The organism is Streptomyces sp. NPDC001663 (assembly GCF_042893105.1).
GTDB lineage: Bacteria > Actinomycetota > Actinomycetes > Streptomycetales > Streptomycetaceae > Streptomyces.
Window position 1 is genome coordinate 1 of record NZ_JBIAUR010000010.1, and the last position, 23,883, is coordinate 23,883.

Below are 23,883 nucleotides of genomic sequence, written 5' to 3' on the forward strand. Positions count from 1 at the left end.
GTGCAGGTCGTCGTCCTCGACGTGGATGGCCTTGTCCGCGCCCATCGACAGCGCCTTGCGCAGCGCGTCCTTGGCGTCCTCCGGACCCACCGTCAACACGGTGATCTCCACGTCGTCGTCGGAGTTCTCGGAGATCTGCAGCGCCTGCTCGACCGCGTACTCGTCCAGCTCGGAGAGCAGACCGTCCACGTCGTCCCGGTCGACGGTCAGGTCATCGGCGAAGTGCCGGTCGCCAGTGGCGTCGGGCACGTACTTCACAGTGACAACGATCCTCAAGCTCAAGACTCTTTCTCCTTCATCAATCAATGATGATCACTGACCGCTGCGCCGCAGCCGCACGCGGTACGAGTAGTGCTCGGGCAGGAAGTGACTGATGGCCAGCTCCACGAGCTGACCGGCGACCGTCTGGTAGACACGGTCGATGCGCAGCAGCGCGCGGCCCGGTTCACAGCCCAGGTGCTTGGCGATCTCCGGGGTGGCCTCGGCGACGGTGATGCTCTGCTCGGCCTCGGCGATCGGTTCGGGCAGCCGCTGGTCGAGCAGCCCGATCACGGTGAAGGCATTGGGCGTACCGGGCAGCATCAACTCCTCGACCGACTCCAGCAGTTGACCGACGGCGGGCGGCAGCCACACCGACGTGTGGCAGAACGCCATGTCCTCGTGCAGTCGTAGGAAGGCCAGCTTGTGCACTCGATCGGTGTGCAGGCCGAGCCGTCCGGCCGCATCGACGTCGACCCGGCGGTGCAGGGGCGTGACGACGTCCATGCGGGTGTCGATGGACAGCCCCATCAGGTCGTCCACCGAACCGAACTGCCGCAGGTACTGCTCCTCCCGGGGCGTCGCGAACGTGCCGCGCCCCGGAATCCGGTACACCAGCCCCTCCGCGACGAGATCCTGGAACGCCCGCCGCACGGTCTGCCGGCTCACCCCGTACGTCTCGGCCAGCTCGGCCTCGGTGGGCAGCCGGACCCCGTCGGGGTAGTCGTGTCGCAGGATCGCCGCCCGCAGCTCCCGCGCGAGCCGCAAATAGGTGCTCTCCCGCGGGGCTTCCCGCTGCGACTGCCGCTGCTGTGTCTCCTGCTGCGGCTGCTCAGCCATCGAGACCTTCCCTCGCCACCAACTGCGCCGCGATGACGTTGCGTTGGATCTCGTTCGTGCCCTCGCCGACGATCATCAGCGGGGCGTCGCGGAAGTACCGCTCCACGTCGAACTCCGTCGAGTAGCCGTAACCGCCGTGGATCCGCACCGCGTTGAGCGCGATCTCCATGGCCGTCTCGGACGCGAACAGCTTGGCCATGCCCGCCTCCATGTCGACCCGGCGTCCGGCGTCGGCCTCCCGGGCGGCGTACAGCACCAGTTGACGGGCGGCCGTGAGCTTGGTCGCCATGTCGGCCAGGTAGTTGCCGATCGACTGGTGACGCCAGATCGGCTTGCCGAAGCTCTCCCGTTCCTGGGCGTAACGCAGCGAGTCCTCCAGGGCCGCCCGTCCCACGCCGAGCGCCCGCGCCGCGACCTGGAGCCGACCGGTCTCCAGCCCCTTCATCATCTGGCCGAAGCCCTGGCCCTCCGCACCGCCCAGCAGCGCCTCGACCGGCACCCGGTAGTCCTCGAAGGACAACTCGCAGCTCTCCACGCCCTTGTAGCCGAGCTTGGGCAGGTCACGGGAGACGACCAGGCCCGGCCCGTGCTCGGCCAGGAGAATCGAGATACCCCGGTGGCGGGGCTCGGCGGCCGGGTCGGTCTTGCACAGCAGCGCGATCAGGCCGGAGCGGCGGGAGTTGGTGATCCAGGTCTTGGCTCCGTTGACGACGTACTCCCCGCCCTCGCGGCGCGCGACCGTCGTCATCGCCTGCAGATCGGAGCCGCCGCCGGGTTCGGTCAGCGCCATCGTCGCGCGGACCTCTCCCGTGGCCAGGCGGGGCAGATAACGCTGCTTCTGGTCCTGAGTGCCGTACAGGAGAAGGAGTTTGGAGACGACCGTGTGTCCGCCCATCGCTCCGGCCAGGCTCATCCAGCCGCGTGCGAGTTCTTCGGTGACGAGAACGAAGCAGGGCGTGGAGACGGGGTTACCGCCGTACTCCTCGGGGATTGCCAGTCCGTAGATGCCGAGTTCCTTCATCCGCTCAATGAGGTTCTCGGGATAGGTGTTGGAGTGCTCCAGTTCCTGGACGACGGGCTTGACGTCCTTGTCGACGAACTCGCGCACGGTGCGGACGACGAGTTGCTCGTCATCGGGCAGGAGGTCCAGGGCGCTCATCGGAAGGGGCTCCACATCGTCGTGGTCAATCGGCGTGGTCAGATGACGGCGTCGGCGCGCAGCGCCTCGATGTCGTCGCGGGTACGGCCGAGTTCGGCGAGGATCGCGTCGGTGTGCTCGCCCACGTCCGGTACGGGATCCATGCGGGCGGGCAGTCCGGCGAGGTCGGCGGGCGGGAGCAGCGCCTGCATCGTGCCGCCAGGCACGCCCACCTCGGTCCAGCGTTCGCGCGCGGCCAGCACCGGGTGGTCGAGGAACGCGGCGACGTCGTTGACCCCGGCACAGGCGATGCCGATCTCCTCCAGGTCCTTCAGCGCCTCCTCGGCATCGGAGTGGGCGAGGCGTTCGGCGACGATCGCGTTGAGTTCGTCGCGGTGGGCGGCGCGGTCGGAGCCGGTGGCGAACCGCGGATCGTCCGTCAGCGTCGGCCGCTCCAGGAACTCAGCGCACAGGGCGGCCCATTCGCGTTCGTTCTGGATGGAGAAGAGAACCTGCTTCCCGTCGGCGGTCGGGAAGGCGCCGTACGGTGCGATGGTCGCGTGCTGGGTGCCGAGGCGGGCGGGCTGGGTGCCGCCATAGCGCGTGTAGTAGGCGGGTTGGCCCATCCACTCGGCCAGCGCCTCGAACAGGGACACCTCCACGGGATGCGTCCGGCCGGTGGTGGCCCGCGTGTACAGGGCGGTCAGGACACCGGTGTAGGCGTACATCCCGGCGGCGATGTCGGCGACGGAGATCCCGACCCGGGCGGTCTCGTCGGCCGTTCCGGTCAGCGAGACCAGGCCGGTCTGACACTGCACCAGCAGGTCGTACGACTTGCGGTCGGCCCATGGGCCGGTCGTGCCGTAGCCGGAGATCGTGCACGGGATCAGCCGCGGGTAGCGGTCGGCGAGTGCGTCGACGCCGAGGCCCAGGCGGTCGGCGGCGCCCGGCGCGAGATTCTGTACGAACACGTCGGCGCCGTCGAGGAGTTGGTGCAGGATCTCCTGGCCGCGCGGGTCCTTGAGGTCCAGGGTGAGGGACTCCTTGGAGCGGTTGAGCCACACGAAGTAGCTGGAGAGGCCGTGCACCGTCGTGTCGTAGCGGCGCGCGAAGTCGCCCTCGCCCGGCCGCTCCACCTTGATCACCCGGGCGCCGAGGTCGGCGAGCTGCCGGGTGGCATACGGCGCGGCCACGGCCTGCTCCAGGCTGACCACCGTGATGCCCGACAGGGGAAGCTGCTGCACCGTCATGCCTCCTGGTCCTCGTACGGGAAGCCATCGTGCGGGATGTTTTCGTGCGAGTAGTCCTCGTGCGGGAAGTGCTCGCGCAGCACCTCGCCCGCGCCCGCCCACGTCAGCCCCTCCAGCAGCGCCGGCACATCCGCACCGCAGGAGGCGGCCTTGGCACCCAAGTCAGCCTCGGACAAAGGGCGTTGAGGCGCACCCGGCGGCAACTCCAGTTCGGTGTACACCTCGCTGCCGTCGGCGAGATCGACGCGCAACGCGACCCGGCCGTCCAGCAGAGTGCCGGTTTCGCCGGGCAGCAGGTCGGCCCGGACCAGACCGAGGAGCTTCTGTGCTTCGGGCCGCAGCACTGCCGCGTCCGTGAAGCTGTCGAAGCCGGGATAGTCGTCGAGCAGCGCCGTGGCCACCGCGTACGGCAGTGAGAACTTGCTTTCCAGACCGGTTCCCGGACGGTCGTGGATGAGCGGCTGAACGGTTCCGGCAGGCGTCGTAACAGTGACTGCCGTGATCTCGCCGCGGATCTGGTCACGCACCGTGCGCAGGGCGGCGATGGGCCGCTGCATGGCGTAGCAGCAGGGGAAGAGCTTGACGGCCAGTCCGCCCGGGACGGCGGGGGAGGCCGGGAAGTCGCCGGCGGGTGTGCCGCCGACCCGCTGCAGCCAGGCGTCCAGGGCCCGCGGATCCGCGGTCGCACCCGCCCGCGCCAGCCGCGCGGCCCGTACACCCGCATCCGCCGCGAACCCGACCTGCAGCGACTTGCCGTGCGTCCCGAACGCCTCCTGGACACCCCCGGCCGCGGGCACGGCGAGCGCCATCGCGGTGGCGAGCCCCTCCGCGTCCAGGCCGAGCGCGACTCCCGCCGCGACGGCGGCGGCAGGCGCGCCCGCCGTGCACGTGGCGTGCCAGCCGCCCGCGTAGTGCTCCCAGCCGAGCATCGCCCCCAGCCGCGCCATGACCCCCGCGCCCGCCAGATACGCGCGGGCGTCGCCGCCCACCGCCAGCACGGCCGGCACGGTGACCACGGAGATATGGGTGGTGGTGTCGGTGTGCAGGTCGTCGAAGTCCAGGACGTGCGCCATCGCCGCCCACCGGGCCGCGTCCGGCAGCGGAGCGGAGACGGCGCGCAGGGGATGACTGCGGGCGGCCAGCGCCACGGCGACGGTGTCGGCCAACGCCCGCTCGGCGAGCGCCAGGTCGTCCGGCGTCGGACGGTGGTCATGGGCCCACTGGGCGAGGGCCCGGGCGACGGTCAACGGTCCCCCAGGGGTTCGATGCCTGCTCCTCGTACGGCCAAGAGGTTCCCTTCCTCGGATTTGTACGACCGAGAGCGCCTCTCCGCCAGATTTGTACGGCCAAATCCGCGAGCCTGTCAACGGCGAACCCGCCACGGTGACCTGTGTCTTACCGCACTGCCTCGACGTGGCGAAGACGACATCCACACAATGCCGATGCTTTGTACGCAGCTTTGTACGCAACAATCCGTACGCCACCACGCGGCACCTCGTCAGGCACGCCCTCGGGAGTCCCGTTGCCCCACTCCGATTCCGCCCCTGTCTCTTCTACCCCCGCCGACTTCGCCGTCCTCGAAGAGATCGCTCACACCTGGCGGCCCGACGACGCCCGTACGACCGACCCCCTCGACCCGGCCCCGACAGCGGCCCTCTCCGCCGTACTGGACCTGCCCGCCCCCGCGGCGCTCGACGGTGAGCCGCTGCCGCCGCTCTGGCACTGGCTCCACTTCCTGTCCTGGCCGCGGCACACCGAACTCGGCCCCGACGGGCACCCGCGGGACAGCCGCTTCCTGCCGCCGCTCCCGCAGCGGCGGCGGATGTTCGCCGGCGGGCGGCTGGAGGTGTCCGCGCCCCTGACCCTCGGCCGCCCGGCGGAGCAGCACAGCCGGGTGAGCCAGGTGCGGCCGAAACGGGGCCGCAGCGGCAACCTGCTCTTCGTCACCGTACGCAGCGACTACCGGCAGGACGGGCGGCTGTGCCTGACCGAGGAACAGGACCTGGTGTACCGCAGCGGCGGCCAGGCACCCACCCTCGCAGTGCCCCTCCCGGAATCCGAGAACGGGCCTCTCGCCGACGCGTCCCCCTGGCAGCAGACCTGGCGCACCGACCCCACCCTGCTGTTCCGCTTCAGCGCCCTGACCGCGAACGCCCATCGCATCCACTACGACGCCCCGTACACGACCGGCGTCGAGGGCTATCCCGGCCTGGTGGTGCACGGCCCACTGCTGGTGCTCGCCATGCTGGAGCTGGTGCGCCGACAGCAGCCGGATCGGGAGGTCCGCACCCTCTCCTACCGGCTGCTCAAGCCCGTCTTCTGCGGCGAGCAACTCCTGGCCTGCGGCGGCCTGGAGGATGACGGATCGTCGGCACGGCTGCACATCGCGAGCCACCGCGAGGAAGCCCACGCCGGGGCGGATGTGGGCTTCGCCTGAGGGACGGCCTCCAGGACCTCTCAGGACCTCTCAGGATCAGGACACCTCAGGACCCGTCAGGACTCCCGGCTGGGATCGCACAGCACCATCACGGCGCGGGCGACTAGTTCGCCCGCGCCGCCGAGTTCCTTGCGGTAGCGGCCTGTTATGCCTCGTACGGTCTCCGCGAAGGCCGGATCGGCGGCGCGGGCGTGCGCCGGGTGCGGGAGGTCCTGGGTCATTGCGCGCCGGCGTGCCAGCAGCGCGATGATCTCGTCGTCGAGGCGGTCGAGCTGGTCGAGTGACAGGTCCGCCGTCAGGCCGGCTGCGTGGTTCGTCGTCACGGTGGATCTCCGTTCGCCTGCGGGAGTGGCGTCGCGGCTCCCGTCCGTCCTCATCGCAATTGGTCCTTCATCACTTTGCCCGTGGCGTTGAGCGGCAATTCCTCGCGGAACTCCACGGATCGCGGGACTTTGAACCCGGCCACGTGCGTCGGGGCGGCCACGACCGCGGCCTCCGCGACTCCGGACAGTGGGAGGAGCACTTCCTCGACCTCCACCGCGCTGATGTTCTCGCCACCCCGGATGATGACGTCGGCCTTGCGGTCGGTGATGGTCAGGTAGCCGTCCTCGTCCAACTCGCCGATGACGAGGAGATGTTCACGATCAGGCCCCGTCGACCAGGCGGCTCCCGGACAGGCCGGTGATCTCGACGCCGGTGGTGGGGGTGAGTTCGGCAACGGTGACGGGCATTCGCGGGAGACCCTTCTCTCGATTCCGTCAAGCATCTTCTCTGTGAATGAGAATGATGTTTCCGAAGTCAGGCTACTCCGTCGGCGTGCACCTGCGCCATCTCCGCGGCGGGTGTGATGCGGCGCAGGAGGAGAAGCGGCGTGGCCAGGAGAAGGGCACCGGCGATCGCGAGCGCCGTACGCGGTCCGGTGAGGCCGGCCAGCAGCCCCCACAGCGCGGTCAGGGCGGCGGTCGTCGCCTTGCCGGTCACCGACCAGGCCGCGAGGACACGGGACACCCGGCCCGTGTCCGTCTGCTGGAGCCGGTAGGTGGAGTACACCGGGTTGAAGACGGCACAGGAGGTGATCACCCCCAGCTCCACGACCATGACGAGCACCAGCCCCGGGACGCCGGGCCGGACGAAGGCGAGGCCGATCGGCCAGCACGCGCGCACCACCCCGGAGGTGACCAGGACCCGGTGCTGCCCGTACCGCGTCACGAGCCGGCGGGCCAGCCGCGAGCCGGCCAGGCCGCCGAGACAGGGCACCGAGAAGGCGAGCCCGTACTGCCAGGGCGCGAAGCCGAGATCGCCGATCATCAGCACGGCGAGCAGGGGCATCGCCACCATGATCAGGCCGTTGACCAGAAGCACGTTGAAGAACAGCGGGCGCAGCACCGGGTGGGTCAGGATGTACCGCCAGCCTTCGAGCAGGCCACCGGCCGATGCCGGGCCGGTCCGTGCCGGGGGTTTCTCCGTCCCGCCGACCTGCCGGATCCCGAGGGCCGACAGCAGGTAACTGACCGCATCGGCCAGTACGGTCGCCACCGGCCCGAGGACACCGATCGCCGCCCCGCCGAGCGGCGGTCCGAGCACGGTGGCGGTCCATTGAGTCGCCTCGAAGCGCGCGTTCGCGGTGAGCAGGTCGTGCGACGGGAGGAGCGACTTCAGGAAGGCCCCGCTGGCCGCCATGAAGCCGATGTCGGCTGCGGCGACGACCACTGACACAACCAGCAGTTGTACGAAGCTGAGTCCGCCCAGTGCGAAGGCGGCCGGAATGGTCAGCAGCGCCGCGAACCGGATCAGGTCCATCCCGATCATCACGGGCCGTTTGTGGCGGAACTCCACCCACGGCCCGAGCGGCACCGCCACCGCGGCCCCCACCGCTAGCCCCGCGGCCTTCAGCAGCGCCACCTCGGTCGCGCCGGCGTGCAGAACGATCACCGCGATCAGCGAGAACGCGTCGAAGGCGAGCTGAGTACCGAGCGTGCTCACGGTGTACGCCGCCCACAGCCACCCGAACCGCCGCCCCAGTGATCGCCCGGCCCCCATGCCTGCCTCCCCGCACCGCCCGAATACCGACCGGCGACATCAAAGCCGGTCACGAGGCAACGGATCAAACAACCGACGCGCGCGGCACCCCACAACCAGAAGTTGTGAGAGAGGCCGGTGCCGGAGGTTGTAGAAAGGGCCCGTGGATCTCGACGCAGTACGCACCTTCGTGGCCGTCGCGGACGCCGGACAGTTCCGGGAGGCCGCCCTCGCCCTGGCGGTCACGCAGCAGGCCGTCTCCAAGCGCGTCGCCGCGCTGGAGCGGGAGCTCGAGGTACGGCTGTTCACCCGCACGGCACGCGGAGCCCGGCTCACCGTCGACGGGCAGGTCTTCCTGCCGCACGCCCGCGAACTCCTGCGCGCCGAGGAGCGGGCGGCCGCCTCCGTGCGCCCCGGCCGCCGGGCCCTGCGCGTCGACGTCATCGGCCGTCGGCTCGCGCCCGCCGACCTGGTCCGCGACTTCCACCGCGCCCACCCCGAGGTCGCCCTCGACGTCGTAACCCTCTTCGACGCCGACGCGGCCCTCGCCGCCGTACGCACCGGCACCATCGACGCGTCCTTCCGCGCCCTCACCCGGCCCGCACGCCAACTCCCCGACGGCATCGAGGCGGCCCGCGTCCACGACGAACCCGTCGAGCTGCTCACCGGCCCCGCCCACCCGCTCGCCGCCGCCCGCACACTCACCCCGGCCCAGCTGGCCGGACACCGCATCTGGATGCCGGGCAACGTCGCCGGCACCGAGTGGGCCGCCTTCTACGACGACCTGGCCGCGGCCTTCGGGTTCACCATCGAGGTCACCGGCCCCGACTTCGGCACCGAGCCGCTTCTCGACACCATCGCCGACTCCCCGCTGCTCGGGACCTTCGTCGGCGAACAGACCCGCGTGGTCTGGCCCGCCGACCACGACCTGCGCCGCATCCCCCTGCACGATCCGACGCCGGTCTACCCCCACTCGCTGATCTGGCGCGCCGACAACCCGCACCCGGCCCTTACCGCACTGCGCACCCACCTCGGCACGATCCGGCCCGAGCGCGACACCTGGACCCCGAAGTGGGCCCAGCCGTAAGCCTGAAGCGGGTCCAGCCGTAAGAGGGCCATTCCCCAACCGGAGTTACGTCACCGCCCCGGCCGCCTTCAGCGCCAGAATCCGCTCCCAGTCCAGTCCCAGCTCCAGCAGGATCTCCTCGATCGGCGCCGCGAACTCCGGAGCCGCCCCCAACTCCGGTGCGGCGACATCGAACTGCACCGGACTCGCGTGCGGCGACGTCGAACTGCACCGGACCCGCGGCGAGCTCGTCGGCCGTGCGGTACAGCCCGGACAGCGGGTTGGTGGGGGAGCCGTGGGCGCCGAGCGGCGGCGTCACCATCGGCCTGTCCAGGTGCACGGAGAGGGCGATCCCGTGCCCCAGGGCCCACACGCCGCTGCCGAGCAGGGAGACGTCCACCACCGACGCCTCGCCGGTCCGCTCCCGCTGCAGCAGAGCCGCCGCGATGCCTCCGGCTGGGTTCGCGCCGGAGATGGTGCCGGCGCCTGGCCGACCGCGCCCGTACCCACGGGGTGAAGCTGATCGACGCACCGGTCAGCGGAGGCGGTTCGGCGGCGGCCGAGGGGCGGCTGGTGGTGATGGCCGGGGGAGAGCCCGGCACGGTCGCCTACTGCCGGCCGGTCCACGCGACGTACGCCGACCCGGTCGTCCACATGGGCCCGCTCGGCACCGGACAACCGGCCAAGCTCCTCAACAATGTGCTCTTCACCGCCAACTTGGCGACCGCCACGGACACTCTCGCCCTCGGCCGGGACCTCGCGAAGGGAAGCGCCGGGAGCTTCGCGCTGAACCGGGTCGTCTCCGCGGGCGGCACCCTGGAACGCCTCGCCGCCCACGCCGAGCCCCTGCTCCGCAAGGACGTCCGGCTGGTCACCGATGTCGCGGCGGCCGCCGGTGCCGAGCCGGACATCGTCCCGTCGGCCGCCGGCGCCGCGCTCGCCCTCATGAACCACCAACGCTCTGCCGTCAGTTGAGGGTGTCGGGGTCCGGTCCGGTGCGCAGGCCGCGATCCAGGCCCGCGATCGCCGCCATCTCCTCGTCGCCGAGGCCGAAGTCGAAGACGTCGATGTTCGCGCGGATACGGGCGGGCGTCACGGACTTCGGGATCACCACGTTGCCGAGCTGAAGGTGCCAGCGCAGCACGACCTGGGCGGGCGACTTGCCGTAGTGTTCGGCGATTTCGGTGATCGCGGGGTCGGTGAGCACCGCGCCCTGGGCGAGCGGGCTCCAGGCCTCGGTGACGATGCCGAGCTCCGCGTGCAGTGCACGCAACTCGCCCTGCTGCAGGCCGGGATGGAGCTCGATCTGGTTGACGGCCGGTACGAGCGAACTGCCGTCCAGCAGCCGACGTAGATGAGCGGGCTGGAAGTTGGAGACACCGGCGGCACGGATCAGCCCCTCGGCCACCAGCTTCTCGATGGCCTGCCACGACTCGCGGTACAGATCGCGGGCCGGAGTGGGCCAGTGGACGAGATACAGGTCGACGTACTCCAGGCCCAGCTTGGCGAGGCTCGCTTCGAAGGCCCGCAGCGTGGAGTCGTAACCCTGGTCGGCGTTCCACAACTTGGTGGTGACGAACAGTTCGTCGCGGTCGATGCCCGAGGCGGTGAGGGCGGCGCCGACGCCGGCTTCGTTGCCGTAGATCGCGGCGGTGTCGATGCTGCGGTAGCCGGCCTCCAGGGCGGCGGTGACCGCGGCGCCGGTCTCGGTGTCGGGGACCTGGAAGACGCCGAAGCCGAGCTGCGGGATGCGGACGCCGTTGTTGAGCGTGAGGGTGGGGACGGTGGGGGTCATGTGCGGAAGTTCCTTGCGGGGGAGGGAGGTTGGGTCAGTGCCGTGCGGTGACCGGCGAGCTGTCGGCCGGAGCGGACGTGGCAACGACGCGGCCGGCAGCGGACCGGCTGCGGCGGTCGAGGAAGGCGGCCAGGAAGGACAGCAGCAGTGCGGCTCCGGCGAGGAGGGCGCCGATCCAGTTGGGCGAGGTGTAGCCGAGCCCGGCCGAGATGACGACGCCGCCCAGCCACGCGGCCAGCGCGTTGCCGAGGTTGAAGGCGCCGATGTTGGCCGCGGACGCCAGCGTCGGCGCGGCCGAGGCCTGGTCGAGCACCCACTTCTGCAGCGGCGGCACGGTGGCGAAGCCCAGCGCACCGATCAGCGTCAGCGTGATCGCGGCGAGGACCTTGTTGTGGGCGGTTGCCGTGAACAGCAGCAGTGCCAGGGACAGCGCGCCGAGGGCCGTGAACAGCATGGGCATCAGGGCCCGGTCGGCGAACCGGCCGCCGACCAGGTTGCCCAGGAACATCCCGACCCCGAACAGGACCAGCAGCCAGGTGACCGCTCCGGCCGAGTAACCGGCGACCTCGGTCATCATCGGCGTGATGTAGGTGATCGCGGCGAAGACACCGCCGAAGCCGAGGATCGTCATCGCCATCGCGATCCACACCTGGACGTTGCGGAAGGCGGCGAACTCGCTGCGGATGTCATTGCTCTCGGGCCGGCCCGTCTCGGGCACCAGCTTGGCCACCCCCAGGAGGCCGACGATGCCGAGCGCGGCGACGGCCGCGAACGTGACCCGCCAGCCGGCGGCCTGGCCGATGTACGTACCCAGCGGGACGCCGACGATGTTGGCGACGGTCAGCCCCGTGAACATCAGGGAGATCGCGGAGGCCTTCTTCTCCGGAGCGACCAGGCCCGCCGCGACCACGGACCCGATCCCGAAGAACGCACCGTGCGCGAGCGAGGAGATCACCCGGCCGATGAGCATGACGCCGAACGCGGGGGCGAGCGCGGACAGCGTGTTGCCCACGACGAACAGGCCCATCAGGAACATGAGCATCTTCTTGCGGGAGAACCTGGTTCCCAGGACCGTCAGCAGCGGTGCGCCGACGACGACGCCCAGGGCATAGCCGGAGACCAGCCAGCCGGCGGTGGGGATGGAGACGCCGAAGTCTCCCGCGACCTCGGGCAGCACGCCCATGATCACGAACTCGGTGGTGCCGATCCCGAAGGCCCCGATGGCCAGGGCCAGGAGGGCGAGAGGCATGGGAAGTACCTTCCAGCAGATTGCGTGTGACGCTTACGAGCGTCGACAATAGTTGCAGACGCGGGATAAATGCAAGCGGAGTGAGTGTCTGAAGCGGGTAGGCGTCGTGCGCAAGCATTTGGGCATACGGCAGCCCCCGCGACGATCGTGCTCGCGGGGGCTCGGTGTCAGACGGGCACGCTCAGCGTCTCGACCGCCTTGACCAGCGGTGCGAGCTCGGGGTTCCGGGCGGCCTCGTCGAGGGCCTCGCGCAGGGCAGCCTCGTTGGTCGGGCGGGCCTCCTCCAGGAGCTTCAGGCCGGCCTCGGTCACGTTGGTGTAGATGCCGCGCCGGTCCGTGGGGCACAGGTACCGGGTCAGCAGCCCGCGGTCCTCGAGGCGCGTGACCAACCGGGTCGTGGCGCTCTGGCTGAGGACGACCGCGTCGGCGACCTGCTTCATCTGCAGATGGCCGCCGTCCCCGTCGTGCTGCCGGCTCAGCACGTCCAGCAGGGAGTACTCGCGCACGCTCAGGTCGTGCCTGGCCTGCAGGGCGCGCTCGATGTGCGCCTCGATCCGGCCGTGCAGCAGCGAGAGGGCGGACCAGCCCGAGGCGAGCGCGGTGAGCGCCGGGTCCGTCGCGGTCATGGGCTGGGTCCTCCGTCCGGCAGTGGCTGGGATCCAGGATATGGCATCTGTGAAATTGTCGGCGGCTGCAGGTATTCCGCGTATACAAGTGGTGTCCTGTCGCGGACACCGGGCTGCGGCTGGTACACCCGAGGCATGGCAGACGGTGAATCCGATGGTTTTGTGGCAGGGCAGACGGCGCTCGTGGTGCCCGTGCCGGAGGCGGAGCCCGCGGTGCGCATCTGGCGGGACCGCTTCGACCCCGCGGCCCGCGCCGGTGTCCCGGCCCACGTCACCGTGCTCTTCCCCTTCCTGCACGCGTCCCTGGTCGACGCCGGGACCTGCGCCGTCCTGGACGAGATCTTCGGACGTCATGAGTCCTTCGACGTGCGGTTCGAGGAGTGCGGACGGTTTCCCGGCGTCCTCTACCTCGCGCCCGTCCCGGACGCGCCGTTCCGCCGGCTCACCGAGGCGGTCGTCGACCGCTGGCCCGAAGCCCCGCCGTACGGCGGCAAGTACGAACCCCACCCGCATCTGACCGTCGCCCAGGGGCAGGACGAGTCCGTGCTGGACGAACTCGAGGCCGACCTCCGCCCCAGCCTCCCCTTCGCGGCACGCGTGCCGACGATCGACCTCGTCGTCCACAACGGAATCGACTGGCAACACCGGGCGTCCTTCGCCCTCCGGTAGCGGGTTCGGAGCCGCCCGCGCCCTCGAAACCCCTTGGCCGCCACGCCTGTTGGGCCGGTATGGTCCGGACCCCCGATCGACCGCACCGGCGGCCGACTCGCGCGAGAGAGCGATCCCATGACCAGCCCGCGACCGACCACGACACTCTGGCGCCCCACCGGACCCATGGAGCTGGACCTGGTCCGCGAGTTGGAGTGGCGCGCCTGGCCGCCCCGGCTGCCCGAGCAGCCGATCTTCTACCCGGTCCTCAACGAGGACTACGCCGTCAAGATCGCGCGGGACTGGAACGTCAAGCACGACGGCGCAGGCTACGTCACCCGCTTCGAGGTCGACACCGAGTTCCTGAGCCGCTACCCCGTACAGCAGGCGGGCGGGGAGACGATCCTCGAGCTGTGGGTCCCGGCCGAGGACCTCGACGAGTTCAACGCCCACATCGTCGGCGAGATCCAGGTCGTGCACGAGTTCCGGTGACCGCTAGGCCCGCGCCAAGTGCCGCATGGTCAGCGCCAGTTGGAGCCGCAGCCGGCCCTGCGGAGTGCGCAGCGGCCAGCCGAGCAGGTGCTCGGCCTGGGTCAGCCGGTCCTGGAGTGTGGAGTGGTGCACGTTGATCTCGCCGGCCGCCGCCCGCTGACTCGCCGTGTGCGCCACGGCGTGCAGTGTGGCCAGCAGCCCGGGCACCGCAGCGGCAGCCGCTTCGAGGGCGCGGACGTCGGGCGGCGGCTCGGCGCCGGGTGCGACGAGATCGGCGAGGAACGCGATGCCGCCGAGCTCGTCGGCGTACACCACCCGCGAGCCGGGATCCTGCGCAGTGCCCTCAGCCGTGAACCGCAGGGCGGTGCGGGCCTCGGCCCAGGAGCGGGGCAGGCCGAGCACCGGCACGGCGGGGCCCACCCCCAGGCGCCCGGCGGGCAGTTCGGCCGCCGCGGCAGGCGCCACCATGATCCGGGGCCGGCCGTCGCTCGGTGCCAGGGCCCGCATCCGTACGGCAGAGTCGGCGGGGTCGACGCCGAGGCGGCGGGCCGCGTGCAGCCGGGCCGGTTCGGGCACCGTGGCGTCCAACAGCGTCTCCACCAGCGCCGGGTCGTCGGCGGGGGAGGCCGGGGCGCGGCCCCGGGTGCGGTCCAGGACCAGCCGGATGGCACCTGCCGCCCGCTCCAGGATCACCGCGTCGACCACGCTCGGCTCGGACGCGGCACGCTCCAGCCACAGCGCCGGGAGGCCGCCGGGCTCCAGCGCGGCACACGGCCAGTCCGGGTCCGGCGCGGTGTCGGTGTCCTTGCGCGCACCGTCGGGCTCGACCCGCACCCGCACACGCCGGCCGGCATCGACCAGCCGCGCCGGACACCCGGCCAGCACGGCCGCCCCGCGCACCAGGGCCTCCAGACCGGCCCTGCTCTCGGCCAGCCGATCGAAGTAGGAGATGACCTGCACCGCGGCCCCGGCATCCGGATCCAGCGCGGTCAGTCGTCCCGCCAGCTCTTTCATACGCACATGGTGCGGTACGGGTCCCGGGATGGGGAGCCCCCGCCGGACCCCTTCGTTCCGGATCACACCGGGTGGCGGCCGTCGTGGATGGTGAGGACGTGACGCGTGGCACGCGTCAGGCAGTGCAGCCACTCGGCCACGTCTCCAGCAGCGCTGACACCGCCGCCACGCGCCGGGTGTCCTCCGCATCTGCCAAGCCGTCGCCCGCGAAACGACGGACGACGGCTATCCCGGTCCCGGACGAGGATCCGGGCCCGGCTCGTGAACCGCGTACCTCACCCGCCGATAAGCCTGCGCAACCACGCCAGATGTGCCGTCCGGGCCGCCTGCGACAGGGCCGCCTGCGGGGCGAAACCGTCGAAGCCGTGGAAGCCGCCCGGCCAGACGTGCAGTTCGGCCACCCCGCCGGCCTGCCAGATCCGGGAGGCGTAGGCGACGACCTCGTCGCGGAAGGTCTCCGCGGAGCCGACGTCGAGGAAGGCCGGGGGCAGGCCGGTCAGGTCCTCGGCGCGGGCGGGTGCGGCGTAGGGAGAGACGTCCGGGCCGCCGCGCGAGGCGCCGAGCAGCGCCGTCCAGCCGGTCTCGTTGGCCGTACGGTCCCAGACGCCCAGGCCCGCCATCTGGTGGGAGGACGGGGTGTCGTTGCGGTCGTCCAGCATCGGGCACATCAGCACCTGGCCGACGAGCTGCGGGCCCTTGCGGTCCCGGGTGAGCAGGGCCAGCGCCGCGCTCAGCCCGCCGCCGGCGCTGGCGCCCGCGACGACGATCCGCTCCGGGTCCGCGCCGAGCTCCCCCGCGTGCTCCGCCGTCCACACCAGACCGGCGTACACGTCCTCGATCTGCGCCGGATACGGAGCCTCCGGTGCCAGCCGGTACTCCACCGACACGACGACCGCGTCCAGCTCCTTCGCCCACGCCAGCGGCACGTCCACGCCGACCCGGTTGTTCCCGATGATCATGCCGCCGCCGTGCACGTGGTAGACGACGGGCCGCGGACCGGAGTCGGACCGGGCGGCGGGGCGGCAGATCAGCAGCGAGATGTCGGGCGCGCCCTCGGGCCCGGGCACCGTACGGTCCTCGACCTCGAAGAAGCCGCCCACAGTCAGGTCGAGCTGGGCCAGCAGCTCGATGCCGGGCCCCTGACGCACCAGGTCGATCTCGTCGAGGGTGAGGCCGGGGCGTACCACCTCCTTGATCAGCTCCAGGGCGGCGGCGAGCTCGGGGTCGAACGGCGGCGGAACGTGGGTCATGGTCTCTCCTGCGGGGCGCGGCGGCTCTTGTCCGCCATGGTCGCTGCATCTGCCGCCGCCGGGACCGCCGCCGTCCGGCGGAACCTGCCCGCCGAACGGCGGGTAGCCGCTCAATACCAGCTCATGACCTTTTGTTCACCTGTGCGGGGTGGCAGAGATCGCTTTCCACGACAACGCTTTCGAAACCCCCACTCGCACCAGGAGCACCACCCGTGAACGTATCCCTCACCGTCTGGCTGCTGACAGTCGCCGCCCTGTGCGCGCTCGTCGCCGTCGACTTCTTCATCGGCCGCAAGCCGCACGACGTGTCGGTCAAGGAAGCCGGCATCTGGACGATCGTGTGGGTCGTTCTGGCCTGCCTCTTCGGTGTCGGACTGCTCGCCTTCGGCGGTGCCGGGCCCACCGGTGAGTTCTTCGCCGGGTACATCACGGAGAAGTCGCTGAGCGTCGACAACCTCTTCGTCTTCGTCCTGATCATGGGGAAGTTCGCGGTGCCGACGCAGTACCAGCAGCGGGTGCTGATGGTCGGCGTCCTGGTGGCCTTGGTGCTGCGGGCCGTGTTCATCGCCGCGGGTGCCGCGATCATCTCCGCCTTCTCCTGGGTGTTCTACCTCTTCGGCGCCTTCCTGATCTGGACCGCGTGGAAGCTGATCCAGGACGCCCGCAAGGAGGAGCACGAGGAGGAGTACCAGGAGAACAAGCTGCTGAAGGCGGTGGAGAAGCGGTTCGGCGTGGCCGACCGCTACCACGGCACCAAGCTGTGGATCAAGCAGAACGGCAAGCGCGTGATGACGCCGATGCTGGTCGTGATGCTCGCGATCGGCTCCACCGACGTGCTGTTCGCGCTAGACTCGATCCCGGCCATCTACGGGCTGACCCAGGACCCGTACATCGTGTTCACCGCGAACGCCTTCGCCCTGATGGGTCTTCGCCAGCTGTACTTCCTCATCGGTGGACTGCTCAAGAAGCTGGTCCACCTCAGCTACGGCCTGTCGATCATCCTGGGCTTCATCGGCGTCAAGCTCGTGCTGCACGCACTGCACGAGTCCGGGGTCCACGTCCCGGAGATCTCCATCCCGGTCTCCCTCGGCTTCATCGTGCTCGTCCTGACGATCACGACGATCACCAGCCTGCGGGCCTCGAAGAAGCAGGAGACGCAGGAGGGGCAGGCGAAGCAGGAGGCGGCCGAGGCCGCGTAGCGCGGGCTCAGTCCGTCTCGGGGGCGGCCTTCGCGCGCATCATCACGCAGTCGAACTCGACCACCCGTCCGGTGGCCGCCTCGCGTGTCACCGGGTACATGCCGGTGATCTCGAAACCGCTGTCCTCGTACGTCGCCACGGCCTCGCTCATCTTCGGGCTGCCCTCGTACAGCCGCAGCACGGCGACCTCGGACTGCAGGCCCACGAAGTCCCCGACGCGGTCCCCGGCACCGGCGAAGACCTCGAGGTCGTAGCCCTGGGTGTCCATCTTCAGGAACGGGCGCGGCTCGTCGATGCCGTCGAGCGCCTCATCCATCACGTCGTCCAGACGACGGATGCGGATCTCCTCGGTGCGGGTCTTGGTGAACCGCTGGTAGCGGCCGCGGCCGTAATCGCTGGGCGGCAGCAGGGAGTTCATGGTGTTCCAACCCGTGTGGATGGAGCTGACCGTGTCCTCGCGGCCCAGGCCGAGGTGGTGCACCCGCCACTCGGGGTCGTCGGCGGCGGCCTTGGACAGCCGCTCGAAGGCGTCCGCGGTGGGCTCGAAGGAGACGATCCGGCCGGTGTAGCCGAACCGGCGCAGCCTCCTGGCGTACTGCCCGGCGTTCGCCCCGACGTCGAAGACACAGTTCACACCGTAGAAGCCGAGCATCGCGGCGACGTGCTGGGTGCACAGGTACTCGGCGGCCGCCAGCTGCAGCTGGCGCTCGTCCCCTCCGGCCTGCTCGTCGAGCAGCAGCCGTGCGCCGCTGTCGCCGAGCGGGACGCTCTGCCACCGGCCCGGGGCCTTGGTCCGCGCCACCACCCAGGTGTCCTTGCCGGCGCCCGTCACCGCATACCTGCCGTCGTCTCTCGTGAGCAGGTCGGCGCCCGGCCCGAGCGGGGTCCGGGTCCGTCCGCCGCGCCGTGAGACCACCGCGGCACCCGGTCCGAGGTCGGTCACCTGCATGCCCAGTCGGGGCATCAGCTTGAGCAGTCGTCGGTAGAGGGTCTGCATCCGGTCACCCTTCCAGACGTGACCGGAAGTGGTCCTCGCTTTGAACGAACTTGGTCTTGCCTGTGAACTCGCGTTGCCGCCAGGTGCCGGGCGAGCGCCACCGCGGTCAGCGCGGCGACCACCCCGCACACCCCGGACCAGCCGAAACGCGCGTAGGCGCGGGCGCCGAGCCAGGAGCCCGCCGTGCCGCCGAGGTAGGCGCAGGTCATGTACGCCGTGGTGAGCCGGCTGCGGACGTCCGCGCCGAGGCCGTAGATCCGCACCTGGTTGGCGACCATCCCGGACTGCATCCCGACGTCGAGCAGCAGGGTGCCGGCCACCAGCGCGGCCATGCCGCTCACCCCGCCGAGCCCGCCAAACGCCAGGACCGGCGCCGAGACGCCCACCACCGCGAAGCAGACGAGGTTCACCGCATCCGGTCCCCGCCGGTCCACGATCCGCCCGGCGACCGGCGTGCACAGCATGGTCGCCGCATTGACCAGCGCGAGCAGCCCGGCCGACCGCGCACTCAGGCCGTACACCGGACCCGTCAGCAGCAGGGCCACGCCGGTCCACACGGCGGAGAAGCCGGCGAACACCGCGGCCTGGTAGAGGCTGGAGCGGCGCAGCTCGGGTTCGGTGCGCAGCAGGCGCAGCGGCTCGGCGAGCAGGGCCGGGTAGCGGTGCCTGGCGGGCGGGGGAGTGGCGGGCAGCGTGCGGGACAGCAGGGCGGCGACCGTCAGGGAGAGCGCCGCGGACAGGGCGTACGGGGCCCGCCAGCCCAGCCAGTCGCCGAGGGCGGCGCCGAAGGTGCGCGAGAGCAGCATGCCGGCGATGGAGCCGCTCAGCAGGGTGCCGCCGACCACTCCGCGGCGCTCGGCGGGCACCAGACCGGCGGCAAGCGGGCCGGCGAGCGGGGCGACCACCGTCGTCACACCGACCAGGACACTTGCGGCGGCGAGCGGCAGCAGGGCCCGCGCCGCGCCTGCGGCGAGCAGGCCGAAGCCGGTCAGCGTGAGCAGGGTGACGATCAGCCGGCGCGGGGCCAGCCGGTCGCCGAGCGGGACGAGCAGGAAGATCCCCGCCGCGTACCCGAACTGCGTCGCCGTCACCACCGAGGCGGCCGCACCGGGGGAGACGCCGAGACCGGTGGCCACCAACGGGCTGATCGCCTGCGGGAAGTAGACGTTGCCCACGGCGACCCCGCAGGTCAGCGACAGCAGCAGAATCAGCCGATGCCCGGCGGTAGGCTGCCGGGAGTTGTGATCCGTCATGTGCCGAAGTCCACGGCACCGACCGGTAGTTGCCAAAGGATGTAGCCGGAGGCTTAATGATCAGCTTCCTGCTCGAGGTAGAGGACCTCGCGGACACCCGGTTCGCGATCTCCCCGTTGCGCGAGGTCATGGGCAGCCTGCGAGCCCTCCGCGCCCCGGCCCTCTTCCCGCTGCACGTCCCCTGGCGCCGCTCCGTCCTCGCCCGGCTCGACCCGGCCGACGCCCGACTGCTGACGGCCCTGGTCGGCGAGACCCTGGCCCTGCCCGACTTCCTCACGCCCCGCCCGACGACCTTCGCGCCCACGATCGAGGACCAGTTGGCCGTCGTACGCACCACGCCCGAAGAAGTCGTACGACGCGACCTGTATGCGGCACACGCACCGCACCCTCTGCCGCAGGCGCTGCGACAGATCGTCGCACCCGGCGATGCACCCGTTGCCGAGTTGCTGGAGGAGGTGTGCGAACTCCTGTTCCGTTACTGGGAGTTGGCGCTGCTGCCGGACTGGCCGCGGATGCGGCTCGTGCTGGAGGCCGACATCACCCACCGGGCCCGGCAACTGGCCACGGGCGGCGCCCAGTTCCTCTTCTCCGACCTGCACCGCAACGTGCGCTGGCAGGACGGGGTGCTGCGCATCGACCGGATGATCGGCCGGCACCGGGTGGATGCGGCCGGGCGCGGGCTGCGCCTGGTGCCGTCCCTGTTCGCGCACAAGCCCGCGCCCCCGCTCGGCGCCGAAGAACCTCCCATGCTGGCCTACCCGAGCCGCGGCGCCGCCACCTTGTGGGAGGCGGCCCCCGACCCCGAGTCCTCGGCGCTCTCCGCGTTGCTCGGCGCGCCGCGGACCACGGTTTTGCGGCTGCTCGCCGAACCCCTGCCCACCGTCGAGATCGCCCGTCTGCTCGGGGTGACACCCAGCGCCGTGTCCCAGCATCTGAAGGTGCTGCATGCGACGGGGCTCGTCACCCGGGCCCGGGATGGGCGCCGCGTGCTCTATCGGCGCAGCACGCTCGGCGACCAACTGGCCGCCGGCGCTTGACTTCGAGAGCGCTCGAAGATTTAGCGTCACCGGAGACGGTGACAGTGATGGGCCGCGCGGACGGAGACGGGCATGCGAGTGGGCGTACACATCAACCGGTTCGACAACAGCGGCGGAGCGCCCGCACTCGGCGCCGAACTCGCCGCCGCGGGCGCCGCCGCCGAGGCGGCCGGGGTCAGCTGGCTGTCCGTCATGGACCACTACTTCCAGATGGAGTTCAACGGCGGCGCCGAGGACCCCATGCTGGAGGCCTACACAACCCTCGGCTACCTCGCCGCACACACCTCCACGATCCGGCTGGGCGCGCTGGTGACCGGCGTGACCTACCGCCACCCCGGCCTGCTCGCCAAGATCGCCACCACGCTGGACGTGCTGTCCGGCGGCCGCGCCACCCTCGGCATCGGGGCCGCCTGGTACGACCGGGAGCACGAAGGGCTCGGCGTTGCCTTCCCGCCGCTCGCGGAGCGCTTCGAGCGACTGGAGGAAGCGCTGCGGATCTGTCTGCAGATGTGGGACCCGGAGGCGAACGGCCCCTTCGAGGGCAAGCACTACCGGCTGGCCGAGACGCTGTGCGTACCGGCGCCGGTCAGCAGCCCGCACCCCGAGATCATGATCGGCGGCAGCGGCGAGAAGAAGACCCTCCGCCTGGTCGCCAGGTACGGGGACGCGTGCAACCTGTTCGCGACCTCGCCGGAGGAGGTCCGCCACAAGCTCGGCGTGTTGCGCGGGCACTGCGACACCGAGGGGCGCGACTACGACGCGATCCGCAAGACCGTCGCCTACTCCGGCGACCCGGCCACCGAGGGCGACCTCGGCGCCTTCACTCGCGACATCGGCGGCTACACGAAGCTCGGCATCGACACCGTGATCCTGTCGCCGCGGCTCGGCGAGACGTCCGCGTGGATGGAGCGCTTCGTCGCCCCGGCTGTCGAGCGGCTGGCCGAACTGGACTGATTCCGGGGCGAGTTCAGGCCTGGTTCAGGCGGCGGGGCGGCTGCGGGAGACGATGCGCATGCCGCAGCCGTCGACCATCCGGACCTGCAGCGAGCCGCAGGCGCAGCGGGTCCACAGCGTGCTTCCCGCGGCCGTGGCGTGCCGGGACACCACCTGGAAGGGCTCGGCTCCGTCGGGCCAGCCGCAGTGCGGGCAGGCGGTGCCGGTGGTGCTGGTCATGGCGGCAAACTCCTCATGGTCGGGTCCGGTTGACCGTCGCGACACCACCAGGGTGCGGCACAGGATTCGTACACGTCCAGGTTGACTTTCTGGACCTCACCTTGAAGCGTGGGCTTCATGATTGACCTGCGCCGACTGCACGTCCTGAGGGCGGTGGCCCACTACGGCACGGTCACCGCGGCCGCCCGCGCCCTGCATTTCACCCCGTCCGCCGCCTCCCAGCAGATCCGCCAGCTCGCCCGCGACCTGCACGTCGACCTGCTCGAACCGCAGGGCCGCGGGGTCCGGCTCACCCCGGCCGCCGAGAGCCTGCTGGCGCACGCCGACGCGATCGAGGCCCGGTGGCAGCAGGCCGAACTCGACCTGCGGGCCGATCACAGCGACCCGGCCGGACCGCTGCGCGTGAGCGGCTTTCCGGTGGCCGTCTCCGTGCTGCTCGCGCCGATGGCCGCCCGGCTGCAGGAACGTCATCCGCGGCTGTCCGTCCGCATCCAGGAAACCGGGGTGCCGGAGAGCTTCGACCTGCTCTTCGAGAGCGAGACCGACCTGGCCATCGTCGAGGCCACCCCGCACAACCCGCCGCTGAGCGACGCCCGCTTCGACCAACAGCCGCTCATGGACGACCCGTTCGACCTCGTCGTACCGGAGGATCATCCGCTGGCCGGGCGCGAACGGGTCGACCTCTCGGACGCGGCGCACGAGACCTGGATCGCCCCGGTGCCCGACAGCCCCTGCCGCCCGCACGTCATGTCCGCGTGCGGCGAGGCCGGATTCAGCCCGGACGTCGTCCATCACGCGCTGGACTGGAACGTCACCGCCCACCTCGTCGCCAACCGGCTCGGCGTCGCCCTGATCCCACGGCTGGCCCACCTCACCCCGCACCTGCCGATCGCCCGCGTGCGCTGCACGGGCAACCCGCACCGCAAACTGCTCACCTGCACCCGCCGCGGCGGCCGGGAACGCCCCGCGGTCGCGGCCGCGCTGCAGGAACTGCGGGAACTGGCGCCGACTGCGGTCGCCTGACGCACAGGATTTCATGCGGCACCGGCTCCTCAGCAGCCCATACGTGACTAGGGAGCTGTGTTGGCTCCCGAGACGACGACGGTGGCCCCGTCCGGGAAGCGTTCGGGGTGGGCGAGCAGCGCGGCCAGAGCGGTGGCTCCGCCGGGTTCGGCCACGATGCGCAGCCGCTGCCACAGGAGTGCGCGGGCGGCGGCGATGTCCTCGTCTTGGACGGTGAGGGTCTTCATGCCGAGCGAGAGGCCGACCGCGGTGGCTATGCGGCCCGCCCGGCGGGCACCCAAGCTGTCCACGGCGATCCCGCCGACTTCCACGTCCACTGGTTTCCCTGCCTCCAGCGCCGCTGTGAGCGAGGGCGCTGAGCACGGTTCGGCTGCGGTCACGCGGTTGCGTCCATCCAGCGCCAGGGCGACCCCCGCGTACAGGCCTCCTCCACCGCACCCGACCAGCACGGGCTGCCCTTCCGGTACCTGCTCGGCGAGCTCCAGGCCGAGCGTGCCCTGCCCCGCCACCGTCTGCGGGGCGTCGTAGGCGTCGATGTGGAAGGCGCCCTCGTGGCGGGCATGGTCCTGGCTGGCTGCCAGTGCGTCGGCGTAGAAGCCGTCGATGCGGCGCAGGCGTGCGCCGAGCGATTCGATGATGTCGGTCTTGGCCCTGGGTGAGAAGTCGGGCACGAACACGGCGGCGGGCAGGCCCGCTTCGCGCGCCGCCCAGGCCACGGCGGCCCCGTGGTTGCCTCCCGACGCGCAGCAGACGCCCGCGGTCGGGGCGCCGCCTTCCGCGGCGCGCAGGAGGGCGAGGGTGTTGGATGCGCCGCGGACTTTGAAGGAGCCGGTGTGCTGGAGGAATTCCAGCTTCAAAGTGACGGGGATGGGCACGTCCAATTCCCCGGCCGCCAGCTGTATCACGGGAGTGCGGCGCACTACGTTGCGGATCCGTCTGGCTGCAGACGCGATGTCGTTCAAGGAGGGGATGCTGACGGGCTGTGCATTCATGGGCGGTGTCCAAGGGAGCCGGATTACCTCTGAACGAGGATGGACATGACGGTCAATCGTCAGGCGTGGCACGCGACGAGGTGAACGTGTTGGGCAGGTCGGCCGAGGGGGATGCGCTCGGACTGTC

27 protein-coding genes and 1 pseudogene are annotated in these 23,883 nt (G+C 71.1%); 9 read left to right on the forward strand and 19 right to left on the reverse strand.

Annotated features, from left to right (window positions below):
- The 5 genes from ACFY1L_RS30175 to ACFY1L_RS30195 all read right to left on the reverse strand — a co-directional run.
- The coding region (locus ACFY1L_RS30175) for an electron transfer flavoprotein subunit beta/FixA family protein (protein ID WP_388831110.1) at window positions 1-282 on the reverse strand (282 nt) is incomplete at its 3' end.
- A 30-nt stretch (window positions 283-312) separates the two neighbouring features.
- Window positions 313-1,098, reverse strand: a complete 786-nt coding sequence (locus ACFY1L_RS30180; protein ID WP_388831112.1) for a GntR family transcriptional regulator — start codon at window positions 1,096-1,098, stop codon at window positions 313-315.
- Entirely contained in the window at window positions 1,091-2,257 is a 1,167-nt protein-coding gene (locus ACFY1L_RS30185; RefSeq protein ID WP_388831114.1) for an acyl-CoA dehydrogenase family protein, read from the reverse strand. The genes ACFY1L_RS30180 and ACFY1L_RS30185 overlap by 8 nt, the downstream gene beginning before the upstream one ends.
- A gap of 38 nt (window positions 2,258-2,295) precedes the next feature.
- The gene (locus ACFY1L_RS30190; protein WP_388831116.1) at window positions 2,296-3,486 is read right to left on the reverse strand and encodes a CaiB/BaiF CoA transferase family protein; all 1,191 of its coding nucleotides are present in this window, start codon (window positions 3,484-3,486) and stop codon (window positions 2,296-2,298) included.
- A complete protein-coding gene (locus ACFY1L_RS30195; RefSeq protein WP_388831118.1) occupies window positions 3,483-4,733 on the reverse strand; it encodes an MmgE/PrpD family protein in 1,251 nt (416 codons plus the stop codon). The genes ACFY1L_RS30190 and ACFY1L_RS30195 overlap by 4 nt, the downstream gene beginning before the upstream one ends.
- A 275-nt stretch (window positions 4,734-5,008) precedes the next feature.
- Between ACFY1L_RS30195 and ACFY1L_RS30200 the strand changes: the two genes are divergently transcribed.
- Complete coding sequence (locus tag ACFY1L_RS30200; RefSeq protein WP_388831120.1) at window positions 5,009-5,923, forward strand: hypothetical protein; 915 nt, start codon at window positions 5,009-5,011, stop codon at window positions 5,921-5,923.
- A 56-nt stretch (window positions 5,924-5,979) separates the two neighbouring features.
- Here the strand turns inward: ACFY1L_RS30200 and ACFY1L_RS30205 are convergent, their stop codons facing one another.
- The 3 genes from ACFY1L_RS30205 to ACFY1L_RS30215 all read right to left on the reverse strand — a co-directional run bounded on the left by ACFY1L_RS30205 (window position 5,980) and on the right by ACFY1L_RS30215 (window position 7,963).
- On the reverse strand, window positions 5,980-6,246 hold the full coding sequence (locus ACFY1L_RS30205) for a hypothetical protein (RefSeq protein WP_388831122.1): 267 nt from the start codon (window positions 6,244-6,246) through the stop codon (window positions 5,980-5,982).
- Window positions 6,247-6,296: 50 nt separating this feature from the next.
- A complete protein-coding gene (locus tag ACFY1L_RS30210) occupies window positions 6,297-6,539 on the reverse strand; it encodes a hypothetical protein (protein ID WP_388831124.1) in 243 nt (80 codons plus the stop codon).
- 182 nt (window positions 6,540-6,721) lie between these two features.
- A complete protein-coding gene (locus ACFY1L_RS30215) occupies window positions 6,722-7,963 on the reverse strand; it encodes an MFS transporter (protein WP_388831126.1) in 1,242 nt (413 codons plus the stop codon).
- Between the two features lie 142 nt (window positions 7,964-8,105).
- On the opposite strand from ACFY1L_RS30215, the gene ACFY1L_RS30220 reads away from it, so the two are divergent.
- Entirely contained in the window at window positions 8,106-9,029 is a 924-nt protein-coding gene (locus tag ACFY1L_RS30220) for a LysR family transcriptional regulator (RefSeq protein ID WP_388831128.1), read from the forward strand.
- A 45-nt stretch (window positions 9,030-9,074) separates the two neighbouring features.
- Here the strand turns inward: ACFY1L_RS30220 and ACFY1L_RS30225 are convergent, their stop codons facing one another.
- Window positions 9,075-9,209 (reverse strand): hypothetical protein, encoded by a 135-nt coding sequence (locus tag ACFY1L_RS30225; RefSeq protein ID WP_388831130.1) that lies wholly within the window; start codon window positions 9,207-9,209, stop codon window positions 9,075-9,077.
- Window positions 9,210-9,312: 103 nt separating this feature from the next.
- Window positions 9,313-9,540, reverse strand: a pseudogene (locus tag ACFY1L_RS30230) (CoA transferase); the annotation flags it as partial.
- On the opposite strand from ACFY1L_RS30230, the gene ACFY1L_RS30235 reads away from it, so the two are divergent.
- Entirely contained in the window at window positions 9,495-9,983 is a 489-nt protein-coding gene (locus ACFY1L_RS30235; protein ID WP_388831874.1) for an NAD(P)-binding domain-containing protein, read from the forward strand. The pseudogene ACFY1L_RS30230 and the gene ACFY1L_RS30235 overlap by 46 nt on opposite strands.
- On the opposite strand, the gene ACFY1L_RS30240 is transcribed toward ACFY1L_RS30235, so the two are convergent.
- The 3 genes from ACFY1L_RS30240 to ACFY1L_RS30250 form a co-directional block, all read right to left on the reverse strand.
- Complete coding sequence (locus tag ACFY1L_RS30240) at window positions 9,976-10,803, reverse strand: aldo/keto reductase (RefSeq protein ID WP_388831132.1); 828 nt, start codon at window positions 10,801-10,803, stop codon at window positions 9,976-9,978. The two genes, ACFY1L_RS30235 and ACFY1L_RS30240, sit on opposite strands and share 8 nt — an antisense overlap.
- A 34-nt stretch (window positions 10,804-10,837) precedes the next feature.
- The gene (locus ACFY1L_RS30245; RefSeq protein ID WP_388831134.1) at window positions 10,838-12,052 is read right to left on the reverse strand and encodes an MFS transporter; all 1,215 of its coding nucleotides are present in this window, start codon (window positions 12,050-12,052) and stop codon (window positions 10,838-10,840) included.
- Window positions 12,053-12,219: 167 nt separating this feature from the next.
- Entirely contained in the window at window positions 12,220-12,678 is a 459-nt protein-coding gene (locus tag ACFY1L_RS30250; RefSeq protein ID WP_388831136.1) for a MarR family winged helix-turn-helix transcriptional regulator, read from the reverse strand.
- 135 nt (window positions 12,679-12,813) lie between these two features.
- Here ACFY1L_RS30250 and ACFY1L_RS30255 point away from each other — a divergent pair, with 135 nt between their 5' ends.
- Both ACFY1L_RS30255 and ACFY1L_RS30260 read left to right on the forward strand, forming a co-directional pair.
- A complete protein-coding gene (locus ACFY1L_RS30255) occupies window positions 12,814-13,347 on the forward strand; it encodes a 2'-5' RNA ligase family protein (protein WP_388831138.1) in 534 nt (177 codons plus the stop codon).
- Window positions 13,348-13,464: 117 nt separating this feature from the next.
- The gene (locus ACFY1L_RS30260) at window positions 13,465-13,818 is read left to right on the forward strand and encodes a hypothetical protein (RefSeq protein WP_388831140.1); all 354 of its coding nucleotides are present in this window, start codon (window positions 13,465-13,467) and stop codon (window positions 13,816-13,818) included.
- Between the two features lie 3 nt (window positions 13,819-13,821).
- Here ACFY1L_RS30260 and ACFY1L_RS30265 read toward each other — a convergent pair whose 3' ends face one another.
- Complete coding sequence (locus ACFY1L_RS30265; protein ID WP_388831142.1) at window positions 13,822-14,832, reverse strand: helix-turn-helix domain-containing protein; 1,011 nt, start codon at window positions 14,830-14,832, stop codon at window positions 13,822-13,824.
- A gap of 275 nt (window positions 14,833-15,107) precedes the next feature.
- Entirely contained in the window at window positions 15,108-16,082 is a 975-nt protein-coding gene (locus ACFY1L_RS30270; RefSeq protein WP_388831144.1) for an alpha/beta hydrolase, read from the reverse strand.
- 212 nt (window positions 16,083-16,294) lie between these two features.
- Between ACFY1L_RS30270 and ACFY1L_RS30275 the strand changes: the two genes are divergently transcribed.
- Window positions 16,295-17,281, forward strand: a complete 987-nt coding sequence (locus ACFY1L_RS30275) for a TerC family protein (RefSeq protein WP_388831146.1) — start codon at window positions 16,295-16,297, stop codon at window positions 17,279-17,281.
- A 7-nt stretch (window positions 17,282-17,288) separates the two neighbouring features.
- Here the strand turns inward: ACFY1L_RS30275 and ACFY1L_RS30280 are convergent, their stop codons facing one another.
- Both ACFY1L_RS30280 and ACFY1L_RS30285 read right to left on the reverse strand, forming a co-directional pair.
- A complete protein-coding gene (locus tag ACFY1L_RS30280) occupies window positions 17,289-18,278 on the reverse strand; it encodes an FkbM family methyltransferase (RefSeq protein ID WP_388831147.1) in 990 nt (329 codons plus the stop codon).
- Window positions 18,245-19,531: an MFS transporter gene (locus ACFY1L_RS30285; protein ID WP_388831149.1), complete on the reverse strand. Its 1,287-nt coding sequence runs from the start codon at window positions 19,529-19,531 to the stop codon at window positions 18,245-18,247. Before ACFY1L_RS30285 ends, ACFY1L_RS30280 begins: the two co-directional genes overlap by 34 nt.
- Window positions 19,532-19,587: 56 nt before the next feature.
- Here ACFY1L_RS30285 and ACFY1L_RS30290 point away from each other — a divergent pair, with 56 nt between their 5' ends.
- The gene (locus tag ACFY1L_RS30290; RefSeq protein ID WP_388831150.1) at window positions 19,588-20,568 is read left to right on the forward strand and encodes a metalloregulator ArsR/SmtB family transcription factor; all 981 of its coding nucleotides are present in this window, start codon (window positions 19,588-19,590) and stop codon (window positions 20,566-20,568) included.
- A gap of 72 nt (window positions 20,569-20,640) precedes the next feature.
- Window positions 20,641-21,522, forward strand: coding sequence for an LLM class F420-dependent oxidoreductase (locus tag ACFY1L_RS30295; protein ID WP_388831152.1), 882 nt, complete (start codon window positions 20,641-20,643; stop codon window positions 21,520-21,522).
- Window positions 21,523-21,546: 24 nt separating this feature from the next.
- Here the strand turns inward: ACFY1L_RS30295 and ACFY1L_RS30300 are convergent, their stop codons facing one another.
- Entirely contained in the window at window positions 21,547-21,741 is a 195-nt protein-coding gene (locus ACFY1L_RS30300; protein WP_388831154.1) for a hypothetical protein, read from the reverse strand.
- A gap of 117 nt (window positions 21,742-21,858) precedes the next feature.
- Here ACFY1L_RS30300 and ACFY1L_RS30305 point away from each other — a divergent pair, with 117 nt between their 5' ends.
- A complete protein-coding gene (locus ACFY1L_RS30305) occupies window positions 21,859-22,764 on the forward strand; it encodes a LysR family transcriptional regulator (RefSeq protein ID WP_388831156.1) in 906 nt (301 codons plus the stop codon).
- Between the two features lie 47 nt (window positions 22,765-22,811).
- On the opposite strand, the gene ACFY1L_RS30310 is transcribed toward ACFY1L_RS30305, so the two are convergent.
- Window positions 22,812-23,756: a serine/threonine dehydratase gene (locus tag ACFY1L_RS30310; protein ID WP_388831158.1), complete on the reverse strand. Its 945-nt coding sequence runs from the start codon at window positions 23,754-23,756 to the stop codon at window positions 22,812-22,814.
- Between the last annotated feature and the right edge of the window lie 127 nt (window positions 23,757-23,883).